14 protein-coding genes are annotated in these 11,103 nt (G+C 69.0%); 11 read left to right on the top strand and 3 right to left on the bottom strand.

The annotated features are described in order from the left end of the window. The 10 genes from KME78_RS61935 (at position 1) to KME78_RS61980 (ending at position 7,255) form a co-directional block, all read left to right on the top strand. Entirely contained in the window at positions 1-1,479 is a 1,479-nt protein-coding gene (locus tag KME78_RS61935; protein WP_219539624.1) for an aldehyde dehydrogenase, read from the top strand. Beyond that, the gene (locus tag KME78_RS61940; protein WP_219539625.1) at positions 1,476-2,213 is read left to right on the top strand and encodes an SDR family oxidoreductase; all 738 of its coding nucleotides are present in this window, start codon (positions 1,476-1,478) and stop codon (positions 2,211-2,213) included. Before KME78_RS61935 ends, KME78_RS61940 begins: the two co-directional genes overlap by 4 nt. Next, entirely contained in the window at positions 2,210-3,049 is an 840-nt protein-coding gene (locus tag KME78_RS61945; RefSeq protein ID WP_219539626.1) for an NAD(P)-dependent oxidoreductase, read from the top strand. Before KME78_RS61940 ends, KME78_RS61945 begins: the two co-directional genes overlap by 4 nt. Beyond that, positions 3,046-3,399 carry a carboxymuconolactone decarboxylase family protein gene (locus KME78_RS61950; protein WP_219539627.1) on the top strand — a complete coding sequence of 118 codons (354 nt, stop codon included), beginning with the start codon at positions 3,046-3,048 and terminating at the stop codon, positions 3,397-3,399. Before KME78_RS61945 ends, KME78_RS61950 begins: the two co-directional genes overlap by 4 nt. Positions 3,400-3,522: 123 nt before the next feature. Continuing rightward, positions 3,523-3,708, top strand: coding sequence for a hypothetical protein (locus tag KME78_RS61955; protein ID WP_219539628.1), 186 nt, complete (start codon positions 3,523-3,525; stop codon positions 3,706-3,708). A gap of 56 nt (positions 3,709-3,764) precedes the next feature. Continuing rightward, positions 3,765-4,550, top strand: coding sequence for a neutral zinc metallopeptidase (locus KME78_RS61960; RefSeq protein WP_219539629.1), 786 nt, complete (start codon positions 3,765-3,767; stop codon positions 4,548-4,550). Positions 4,551-4,668: 118 nt separating this feature from the next. Then, on the top strand, positions 4,669-5,088 hold the full coding sequence (locus KME78_RS61965; protein ID WP_219539630.1) for a hypothetical protein: 420 nt from the start codon (positions 4,669-4,671) through the stop codon (positions 5,086-5,088). A 392-nt stretch (positions 5,089-5,480) separates the two neighbouring features. Continuing rightward, the gene (locus KME78_RS61970; RefSeq protein ID WP_219539631.1) at positions 5,481-5,855 is read left to right on the top strand and encodes a hypothetical protein; all 375 of its coding nucleotides are present in this window, start codon (positions 5,481-5,483) and stop codon (positions 5,853-5,855) included. 10 nt (positions 5,856-5,865) lie between these two features. Then, entirely contained in the window at positions 5,866-6,309 is a 444-nt protein-coding gene (locus KME78_RS61975; protein WP_219539632.1) for a peptidase inhibitor family I36 protein, read from the top strand. 58 nt (positions 6,310-6,367) lie between these two features. Beyond that, positions 6,368-7,255 (top strand): hypothetical protein, encoded by an 888-nt coding sequence (locus KME78_RS61980; RefSeq protein ID WP_219539633.1) that lies wholly within the window; start codon positions 6,368-6,370, stop codon positions 7,253-7,255. Positions 7,256-7,291: 36 nt separating this feature from the next. Here the strand turns inward: KME78_RS61980 and KME78_RS61985 are convergent, their stop codons facing one another. The 3 genes from KME78_RS61985 to KME78_RS61995 form a co-directional block, all read right to left on the bottom strand. Continuing rightward, the gene (locus tag KME78_RS61985; protein ID WP_219539634.1) at positions 7,292-8,479 is read right to left on the bottom strand and encodes a PucR family transcriptional regulator; all 1,188 of its coding nucleotides are present in this window, start codon (positions 8,477-8,479) and stop codon (positions 7,292-7,294) included. Between the two features lie 237 nt (positions 8,480-8,716). Then, positions 8,717-9,142, bottom strand: a complete 426-nt coding sequence (locus tag KME78_RS61990) for a nuclear transport factor 2 family protein (RefSeq protein ID WP_219539635.1) — start codon at positions 9,140-9,142, stop codon at positions 8,717-8,719. 79 nt (positions 9,143-9,221) lie between these two features. Continuing rightward, complete coding sequence (locus KME78_RS61995) at positions 9,222-9,815, bottom strand: TetR/AcrR family transcriptional regulator (protein ID WP_219539636.1); 594 nt, start codon at positions 9,813-9,815, stop codon at positions 9,222-9,224. 216 nt (positions 9,816-10,031) lie between these two features. Between KME78_RS61995 and groEL the strand changes: the two genes are divergently transcribed. Then, a partial coding sequence (gene groEL, locus KME78_RS62000) for a chaperonin GroEL (RefSeq protein ID WP_219539637.1) occupies positions 10,032-11,103 on the top strand: 1,072 nt, incomplete at its 3' end.

Here is an 11,103-nt window from a genome sequence, read left to right on the forward strand (position 1 = left end):
GTGTCCAGAACAACCGATCGCTTGTTCGGCGCCTCTTCGCCGCTCCTGATCGACGGGCGGCTGGTCCCCGGCGACCACCGCTTCGGCACGATCGACCCGGCCACCGAGGAGGTTCTGGGCGAGGCCGCCGACGCCACTCCCGCCGACCTGGACCACGCCGTCGCCGCCGCCCGCCGCGCCTTCGACTCCTCCCCCTGGGCCACCGATCTCGCCCTGCGCGTACGCTGCCTGCGCCAGCTCAACGAGGCCCTCACCCGCCACGCCGACGAGCTGCGCGAGCTGACGATCGCCGAGGCGGGCGCGCCCAGATTCCTGACGTACGGCGCGCAGCTCGACACGCCGGTGGCCGACCTGCGCTGGTTCGCCGACCTCGCGGAGCGCTACGACTGGGAACGGGACCTCGGCCGGGCCGCGCCCATGGGCCTGACCAGCGACCGCCGCGTCGTCCGCGAGCCGGTGGGCGTGGTCGGCGCGATCACCCCGTGGAACTTCCCGCACCAGATCAACCTGGCCAAGCTCGGCCCGGCGCTCGCCGCGGGCAACACGATCGTCCTCAAGGCGGCCCCCGACACGCCGTGGTGCGCGGCGGCGCTCGGCGTACTCGTCCAGGAGGAGACGGACATCCCGCCGGGCGTCGTCAACGTCATCACCGGCGCCGACCACGCGCTGGGCGCCCGGCTCTGCGCCGACGCCCGGGTGGACCTGCTGTCGTTCACCGGCTCGACCGGCACGGGCCGCGCGGTCATGCGCGCCGCCGCGGACGGCCTCAAGCGGGTCTTCCTGGAGCTCGGCGGCAAGTCGGCGTTCCTCGTGCTCGCCGACGCCGACCTCCGCGCCGCCTGCTCCTACGCGGCCTTCGCCGCGCTCACCCACGCCGGCCAGGGCTGCGCGCTCACCACCCGGCTGCTCGTCCCACGGGAGAGGTACGACGAGGCCGTACGCCTGACCGCGGCCACCATGGGGAAGCTGGGCACCGGTGACCCGGGCGACGAGCGCACGGTGTGCGGGCCGGTCATCTCCGCCCGCCAGCGCGACCGGATCGAGGGCTATCTGAAGCTGGCGGTCGAGGAGGGCGGCGAGTTCGCCACCGGGGGCGGGCGCCCGGGCGGACGCGAGCGGGGCTTCTGGATCGAGCCGACCCTGATCACCGGGCTCACCAACGAGACCAGGACGGCCAGGGAGGAGATCTTCGGCCCGGTGCTGGTGATCCTGCCGCACGACGGTGACGACGACGCGATCCGGCTGGCCAACGACTCGCCGTACGGGCTGTCGGGCGCGGTCCACGGCGGCGACCCGGAGCGGGCGCGGGCGGTGGCGCGGCGGCTGCGGACCGGCACGGTGAGCGTGAACGGCGGCGTCTGGTACGCCGCCGACGTGCCGTTCGGCGGCTACAAGCAGTCGGGGATCGGCAGGGAGATGGGTGTGGCCGGTTTCGAGGAGTACCTGGAGACCAAGTCGATCGCGGAAGGGGTGTCATGAACCGTTTCGAGGGCAAAGTCGCCATCGTCACCGGAGCCGCCCAGGGCATCGGCCGGGCCTACGCGCGGGCCCTGGCCGCCGAAGGCGCGAGCGTCGTGGTCGCCGACGTCAGCGAGCAGGGTGCCGCCGTCGCCGACGAGATCAAGGGCCTGTACGTACGTACCGACGTGTCCGACCCGGACTCCGTCCAGCGGATGACCGACGCGGCGGCGGAGCGGTTCGGCGGCATCGACTACCTGGTGAACAACGCCGCGATCTTCGGCACGATGCGGCTGGACTTCCTGCTGACCGTCGACTGGGACTACTACCGGCGGTTCATGGCGGTGAACCTGGACGGCGCCCTCCTGTGCGCCCGCGCCGCGCATCCGCACCTGGCCAGGCGCGGCGGCGGGGCGATCGTCAACCAGTCCTCCACCGCGGCCTGGCAGTACTCCGGCTTCTACGGCCTGGCCAAGGCCGGGATCAACGGCCTCACCCAGCAGCTCGCCCACGAGCTCGGCGGCATGGGCATCAGGGTGAACGCCATCGCGCCCGGCCCGATCGACACCGAGGCCAACCGCGCGGTGGTGCCCGCGGGGGTGGTCGACCGGATCGTCCGGGACAAGCTGGCGCTCAAGCGGGTGGGGACCCCGCAGGACCTGGTCGGCATGTGCCTGTTCCTGCTGTCCGACGAGGCCGCCTGGGTCACCGGGCAGATACTCAACGTCGACGGCGGCGAGGTGTTCCGATCATGACCTATGGCTTCGCCGGACTCGGCCAGATGGGCGCCCCCATGGCCAGGCACCTGATCGGCCTCGGCCTCACCGTCTACGACACCCGGCCGGAGGCCATGGCACCGCTGGTGGAAGCGGGGGCGCGCGCCGCGGCGGACGTCGGCGAACTGGCCGCCGCCAGCCGGTTCGTCTCCGTCATGGTGCGCGACGACGACCAGGTGCACGAGGTCGTGTCCGGGCTGCTGCCCGCCGCCGAGCCGGGCACCGTCATCGCCGTCCACTCCACGATCCGGCCCGGCACGGCCGTGGAGCTCGCCGGGCTGGCGGCGCCGTACGGGATCGAGGTCGTCGACGCGCCGGTCAGCGGCGGCTTCATGGGAGCGGAGGCGGGCACGCTCGCGGTCATGGTCGGCGGCGGCGACGGCGCGTTCGCCCGCTGCGAGCAGCCGTTCGGGGCGTGGGCGGACCTCGTCCTGCACGTGGGGCCGGTCGGCGCGGGCACCCGCGCCAAGCTGGCCCGCAACCTGCTGCACTTCGTCGCCTTCGCCGCCGCCGCCGAGGCGCAGCGGCTGGCGGAGGCGTCCGGGGTCTCGCTGCGCAGGCTCGGCCGGGTGGTCAGGCATTCGGACGCCGTCACGGGCGGGCCCGGAGCGATCATGCTCCGGGCCACCACCGCGCCGCTCGACGAGGACGATCCGCTGTACGGGATCATGCGCCACGTACTGGCGCTCGGCGAGAAGGACCTGGACCTGGCACTGGAGCTGGCCCGCGACCTCGGCGTGGACACCCCCCTGGCCGAGCTGGCCCGCGACCGCCTGGCCGACGGCCTCGGCCTGCTTCGGAAGGAGATCCCATGACCGACGAACGCCGGGAGCGCGGCTTGGAGATGATGCGCCAGGTCTACGGCTGGGAGATCGGCGACGGTCCGGGGGACTTCTTCGGCATCACCGTGGACCACCTCTTCGCCGAGATCTGGACCAGGCCCGGCCTGTCCATGCGCGACCGGCGGCTGCTGCTCATCGGCGCGCTGGCGAGCAGGGGTTTCAACGACGTCCTCGACATCCAGTTGCCGGCCGCGCTGGGCAACGGCGAGCTGTCCCCGGACGAGCTCCGCGAGATCGCCATCTTCCTGACCCACTACATCGGCTGGCCGCTCGGCGCGCGCCTCAGCGTGCAGATCGACACCCTCATCGCGAAGTCAGGTTAGAACCTTATGCTGCACGTCACTCTCGTGGAGCGGGTGAATATGTCAGACGGCGCATAATAAATGGCGAACACGTGGGTCCGGACGCCGTGACCGCGCTTGGCAGCCTCGTCGTACGATGGCGGTATGAGCCGTAAGGCCGTCGCCATTCTGGCCGTCGCCGCCACCCTCATGCTGGCCGCGACGGTGGTCGTGATTTTCCGCGGTCACACCCCCGACGAGGCCGCGACAGGAATCCGAAATACGCGCGCTCCACAGGACATCGCGTCCTACTGGACCAAGGAGCGCATGAATGAGGCCAGTCCGGGGTGACCGCCCGGGGAAACCCCGTTTCCCAGGACGGGGGCGCGGCCTTATTGTCATCCCTCGTGCGTAAACTTCTGATCATGACGCTGACCGCCGCGTCGATGCTCTCCTTATCCGCTACGGCCACCGCCGCGACGACGGCGACCCCCGTCAAACACCCCAAGCTGATCGCCAACCCGCTCTACGAGGCCGGCGCGCTGCCCGCCACGACCTGCGAGGAGCCGAAGGTCAAGCGCAACGACCGCAAGTCGGGCCGCGCCTACGTCGACGCGGTGATCGCCTGCCTCGAGTCCACCTGGGAGCAGCACCTCACCGCCGCCGACCTGCCCTTCAGCAAGGTCAAGGTGCGGTACGTGAGCAAGCTCCCCAAGACCTACTGCGGCACCAGGGAGACGGAGAAGGAAGACTCCACGGCCCGCTACTGCGGCAAGACAGGCGAGCTGGTCTTCCAGCTCGGCAAGACGTGGCTCGACGACCCTTCCGACCTGTGGCTGTTCAACACCGTCAGTTACATGTACGGGTGGCATGTGATGAAGCTGGTCGGAATCGCCGACGCCTATGACGCGGCGCCGTCCAGCGGCAAAACCGAGGACCGCGAACTGGCCCGGCGCCAGAGTCTCCAGAACGACTGCTTCAGCACCGCGTTCCTCAAGAGCGTCTGGCCGCTGAAGGGCAGGACGACCAAGGACTGGACGTATCTGCTGAGCATGGTCGAGGGTGACGCTCCCGGCGAAGCGCGCCTGTACGGCAAGAGGGCCAACGTCGTCGCCTGGTACAAGCGCGGCTTCGCCACCGGCGACCCGGGCTCGTGCAACACCTGGACGGCCCCCTCCTCAAAGGTGGCGTAAGACCGCGTGTGGCGCTGATCACCTCGTATGTGTGCACTCCTCCACAGAACAGGGCGACGGATCTTCGTAATGTCCCTGTTGCCGGGCAGACCGGTGCACTTAAACGGGGAGGAAACCCATGCGTAAGACCCTTGCAGCAACCCTCTTGGCCGGCTCCATGGCCGTCAGCGCGCTCGCCTTCGCGCCCGGCGCACAGGCCGCCACCCAGGCGGGGACGGCCGTCTCCGCGGTGTCCACCGGCTCTGTCCACAACTGGGGCAAGTTCTTCTCCAGCGACCGCAAGGCGTACACCTTCGGCCAGACGGGCAAGCGCAACGGCATCGTCGTCACGAAGTGGCACGGCGTCGACAAGGTGGGCGGCAAGCGCGCCTGGGTGTGGTTCGAGTTCTACAAGAACGGCGGCTGGCACAAGTTCAACCGCTCCTGGGACGGCAAGGTCGTCGGCAGCTGGAGCGGGCGGGGGATCAAGAAGATCTACACCTTCACCTGCTGGGCCGGCAAGCTCGACAACTGCGGCCGGAAGTACCGCATTTACTAAGCACTCTTCCTGAAAGACCGCATGACGTCCGGCGGCTGCCTCACGGCGGCCGCCGGATTCTTTTTTCACCGCTCAGCAGAGGGACTGATGTGGCGGACGCGTCGCGTTCCAGGCGCCGACACAGGACTTCACAACTTGTTACAAACTCCGGCAGACTTTGACGGGAAGTTTTACGCAATATCACGAAGACGCGTTCCGGACGGCCGATCACCATAGGGGAGGCAGTACGAACTCCCTTTTCCCCGGAAGGAGCAGAAATGTCCGCACGTCTTCGCACACTCGTTTTATCCGTCGCTCTCGCGTTATCAGTCGTCCTTATCGGCAACCCGGCCTCCGCCGCTCCGGAAAGGGCGTCCATTCCACTCAAAGGCGGCGCCACCCAGTCGTTCACGATGACCCTCACGAGAAAGGCTGACACCCCGAAGGGCGCCAACGGCGCGGCGGACGTCATTTACTGCGGCGGCTATATCAGCATCCCGTACGTCAACAGCCTGTACAACGACGTACGTACCGAGATCGAGGTGCAGTGCACCGCCGTCGTCGACTCGATCGACCTGTACCTCAACCTCTACAAGGACGGGTCCACCACCACGACCAGCAAGCGCTTCAACCCGGCCAACTACGGGTTCCACTTCTCCAACGCGCCGTGCCAGGGCACCACGAACACGTACTTCGCCGGCGGCACCGCCGTGTTCACCAAGGCCGGCTACGCCGGGTCCCCGCTGGAGATGAGCGGCACCACCCCCCAGGTCACCCTCGCCTGCTGAAAGGATCACGATGCGACGCGCCGTCATCGGAATGCTCCTGGCATTCTGCACCCTCGCCCTGTTCTCCCTTCCGGCGAAAGCGGAGCCGGAGCCGTCCTACTTCGAAAAGTACAAGGTCTCCACCACATTCCAGAAGCCGCTCATCTCCGGAACCATGGAGGACGGCGTCTGCAATTGGTACGACCTGTGCGTCTTCGAAAATCAGAACCTGACCGGACGCATGGCGGACTTCACGTACATGGACACGACCGGGCACCCTGACTGGTCCGCCAGCACGGCAAACGGATTCATCGCCAACAATGATGAGTCCGCCATCAACGCGCACCTGTTCCTGAACGCTTACATCTGCACCGGCACCTACCAGTCCGGCCAGTGCGGACAACTCATACCGGGCGGTTACGGCAACACCGCGCCCACGTTCGCGAACAACTCCGAATCGCACTACTGGAACTGACCCCGTTCCCGGCGGCCGCGGGCCCGTGCCCGCGGCCGCCGCCCTGCTGGGAGATACCATGCGCCGCCACCTCGCCGCCCTGCTGACAGCCGCTACGGCCTTCATCGCATCGTGCGCCCAGGCCCTCCCGAGCGACACCGCCAGCGCGGCCTCTCGCCTCCCTCTGGACGACTACCAACATTCCCCCACCCAGACCCTCACGGTGAGCAACGCCTACCGCGTCCTCCTCATCCGCTGCGCGCGGCGCCACGGCCGCACCCTTCCCATCAGCGCCTCCCCCCGCCCCCTGGTCGGCCCCCGAACGTGGATGGAACGCCGCTACGGCCTCACCGACGCGGCCGACGCCGCCTCCTACGGCTACGGCCTCGGCCCCCGCGACCCGGCCCGGCACCCGCCCGAGACCCCGGACCTGGACCCCGCCACCATCGCCGTCATCACCGGCACCGGTGACAAGGCCCCGCCGGGCGGCTGCCAGGAGCAGACACGCAAGGCCCTCGCCATGGCTCCCGCGGGCGCCGACCCTTCGCTTCCCCAGCACCTGTCCATGCTCAGCTTCCAGAGCTCCCGCACCGATCACCGCGTCCAAGCCGCCGTCAAGGAGTGGTCGGCCTGCATGCGCGCCGCCGGCCACTCCTACGCCACCCCCTTCGACCCCATGGCCGACCCGGCCTTCCGCGACGGAACGTCCGAGAAGGAGCTCGCGACCGCCCGGACCGACCTCGCCTGCAAGAAGCGGACCAACCTGGTGGGCGTCTGGCTCTCCGTCGAAAGCGCCTACCAGCGGACGATGATCGCCCAGAACGCCACCGCCCTCCAGGCAGCCAAGCGGGCGAATCAGGCCACCCTGCGTCTCGCCCAGGAGACCCTCGACGCCGAAACCCGGCCCCCGGCGTCGGCGTCGGCGTCGGCGTCGGCGTCGGCGAGCAGCGACTCTCCGGCCGATTGACACCGTGAGCGCAGTCGTCCGCGGTGCGAAAGGAGGTCAGGGCTGGTCGCGCCAGGCCTCCGCGAGGATGCGGGTGACGGCGGTGCTCAGCACTCGTACGCCGCGGGTTGAGCCGGGCTCGATCCCGACCAGCTCGCGAACCCGTCTGAGCCGGTAGTCGAGGGTGCGGGGGTGCACGCGTAGTGCTATCGCGGTGGACATCCGGTTCATGTCGTTGCGGTAGTAGGCGTCGAGCGTGGCCACCAGGTCGGGACCGCTCGCCAGCCGCCGGGTCAGCTCGCGCAGCCACTGGTCGACCTGCGGCATCTGGGCCGCCCCCAACTCCGCGAACACGTCGCCCACGCTGTACACCTGGCGGGGAACACTCTCCACGGGTGCCGCCTGGCAGACCTTGCGGGCCAGCGAGAGCGGGTCCGCCAGCGCACGCGCCCGGCCCGGGGCCACGCCGACCGAACAGGGTCCGGACAGCTCGGCGAAGTCGCGGATCAGGGACAGCGCCTGGGACCGCGCCGCCGCCTGCCCGTCGATCGGGTCGTCGTCGCCGCATGGCACCAGCGCCGCGAACTCATCCAGCTTGTGCCAGGTCAGCGGCATGCGGTGGCGGTTCAGCAGCGTCTTGACGACCTCGTCGCGCCGCAGGTTGTCGGGCCGGCCGCCGGAGATCCGGGCGATCGTCACCAGGTAGTGGTCCTGCATCGGCAGATCGAGTTCGCCGGCCAGCTGGGGCGCCGCGAGGTCGTCAGAGAGAAGCATCCTGGCGAGCATCTGGATCCTGGCCGCGACGGGCAGGAAGCGCTCCTGGCCTTTGAGGTATCCGCCTGTGTAGGCGTTCTGCGCGGTAAGGCCATGGTGGGCGATCCACCCGAGCATGCGCATGACGTCGCCAAGGTCGTTGGGGCCCGCCGCCTCGTGGATCTCGCGCAGCGTGAGATTGGCGTGCAGGAGCAGAACCTGCCGCTGGGATACCAGCGAAACGCCGACCTCGCCCCGCGCCGCGCCGACCGAGGCCATGTACCCCTGGTCCTGCTCGGTGTACGACCGCTCCTCCGCGGCCAGCTCGACGGTGCGGCGCCGCAGAATCACCGCGAAGTCCAGCATCGCGGCGGACCCCCGGGTCTCAGCGGCCAGGCTGCGGTAATCCGCGAGCTCGCGGGTATACACCTCCACCGCACGCTGGGCATTGGCATCCAGGCGACTGCGTAAGGTCCGGAACAGGTTGCCCATATCGGCGCTCCTTCGCATCCGGCCGTCAATAGACCGCTGATAGTCGGGATCACACGAACTGGTTGACGGGCTCACCTTACTGGAGTTGATTGCGCAAGTTAACGCGTTCGGATTGAAGCAATTTTCCTCTCTTGACAAATGGCCAGTGTTCTTCCTGTCGGCCGGGCGCGGGTTCCGGTGTTCGGGCGCATCGATGAAGCGCTTTTCGGCTTGCAGAAAGTGGCCACTTTACGGGGATCAAGCGGTGAGGGCCCGCGCGACCGTGAGACTGTCCTCGTAAATGTGGTACCGGGTGATGAGTCCGTCCTCGACGGTGAGATGCAGCGCGAACGGTGAGCTGTAGCCGACGCCGTTGGCCTTCACCGTCTGCACGATCTCCCCGAGGACGACGGCGTCCGCCCCATCGACCAGGATCCGCGCCACCGACGTGCCGTTCAGCTCGGGCACGTGATGAGCGGCCAGCGACCGAAAATGGTCCGCCACCTCGGCCCGGCTCGACCGCGGCCGGATCCACGGCACGGCCGGATGCCCCTCGACCGGCCAGTCGAGCCGCCAGTCGACCGGCTCGGCGAACAACTCGGCGACGCGGGGGTAATCGCCCTCGGCGATGCGGCCCAGCAGTGCTTCGACAATGTCACGGGTGCCATGGGCATCAGAAGTCATGTCGCTACTCTTTCGGACCCGACGCGGCCCGTCGATTACCTCCCACGTAAGCGAATCCCATACCGAGCGCGTGTGCTGGTCACCGCGCGGTGGGAAAGACGCAGGACAGGGCGCGGCGCAGGGTGCCGGCGAAGGATTCGGTGCTGCCGGGCTCGAGCCAGTGCCGCCCCGCCACGCGGATGGCGCCGGCGACCGCGGCGGCCGTGACGGCGGGGAACAGGTCGCGGCCGGGGTCGGTGCCGGTGCGCGCGGCGATCGCCTCGGCCAGCGGGCCCTCCGCCATGGTGAACGCCTTCAGCGCCTCGCCCTCCAGCTCGGGCGTCGACATGATCATGCGCAGGCCGGCCTTGTCGGGCTCGGGGTCGGTGAAGATCTCGATCACGGCCGCGATGACGGCCTGGTCGAGCGGCTCGTCGGCGGGCCGCGAGCGCAGCGCCTTCCCCACGCGGCGGGCCTGGTCGGCCTGGAAGGCGCAGATCGCCTCCGCCCTGCTGGAGAAGTAGTTGTTGTACGTACGGGATGAGACCCCCGCGGCCGTGGCGATGTCGTGGACGCGCACCAGGGCCAGCCCGTGGGGGCCCTGCTCGATGGCCAGGCGCAGCGCGGCGTGGCTGATCGCCTCCCGGGTGGCCTGCTTGTTGCGGGCCCGGAGGTCCATGGCGTCGTCGTTCATGGGCCGACTCTATCCGATGTTGCGCGCCATGCACTATGTGCGTGACACGCAAGTTGTGGGTACAGTGCGATGAGACGCCTGGCACTCACCCCTGGAGAGTGCCAACCGCAAGGCGTGTGCCGGGGCGGTGAGGTCCGCCGACAGGTCGCCGACCTGCCGGTGGACCGTCCGTCGCGGGCACCGTCCCGGCAGCCCCCATCAAGAGCAGGAGCAGCAATGGCTTCGAAAATGATCGCCTTCGACGAGAACGCCCGGCGCGGTCTTGAGCGCGGCATGAACCAACTGGCCGACGCCGTCAAGGTGACCTTGGGTCCCAAGGGCCGCAACGTCGTGCTGGAGAAGAAGTGGGGCGCTCCCACGATCACCAACGATGGTGTGTCCATCGCCAAGGAGATCGAGCTCGAGGACCCTTGGGAGAAGATCGGCGCCGAGCTGGTCAAGGAAGTCGCCAAGAAGACGGACGACGTCGCTGGTGACGGCACCACGACCGCCACGGTGCTGGCCCAGGCGCTGGTGCGCGAGGGTCTGCGCAACGTCGCCGCCGGCGCCAACCCGATGTCGCTGAAGAAGGGCATCGAGTCTGCGGTCGAGCGGGTCAGCGAGGAGCTGGCCAAGGATGTGGAGACCAAGGAGCAGATCGCTTCGACCGCCTCCATCTCCGCCGCCGACCCCGAGATCGGCGCGCTCATCGCCGAGGCGATGGACAAGGTCGGCAAGGAAGGCGTCATCACCGTCGAGGAGAGCAACACCTTCGGCCTCGAGCTCGAGCTCACCGAGGGCATGCGCTTCGACAAGGGATACATCGCCCCGCTCTTCATCACCGACTCCGACCGGCTCGAAGCGGTCCTGGACGATCCCTACGTCCTGATCGTGAGCGGCAAGCTCGCGGCCAACAGGGAGGTGGTGCCGCTGCTCGACAAGGTCGTGCAGTCGGGCAAGCCGCTGCTGGTCATCGCCGAGGACGTCGAGGGCGAGGCCCTGGCCACCCTGATCGTCAACAAGATGAAGGGCGTCTTCCGATCGGTCGCGGTCAGGGCCCCGGGCTTCGGTGACCGCCGCAAGGCGATGCTGGGCGACATCGCGATCCTGGCCGGTGGCCAGGTCATCGCCGAGGAGGTCGGTCTCAAGCTCGAGAACGCCACCCTCGACCTGCTCGGCCGCGCCCGCAAGGTCGTCGTGACCAAGGACGAGACCACCATCGTCGACGGCGCCGGTGACCCCGACGCGATCGCCGGCCGGGTCAACGAGATCCGCGCCGAGATCGACCGGACCGACTCCGACTACGACC

The sequence above is a fragment of the Nonomuraea guangzhouensis genome (assembly GCF_019396345.1).
GTDB classification, from domain to species: Bacteria; Actinomycetota; Actinomycetes; order Streptosporangiales; family Streptosporangiaceae; genus Nonomuraea; species Nonomuraea guangzhouensis.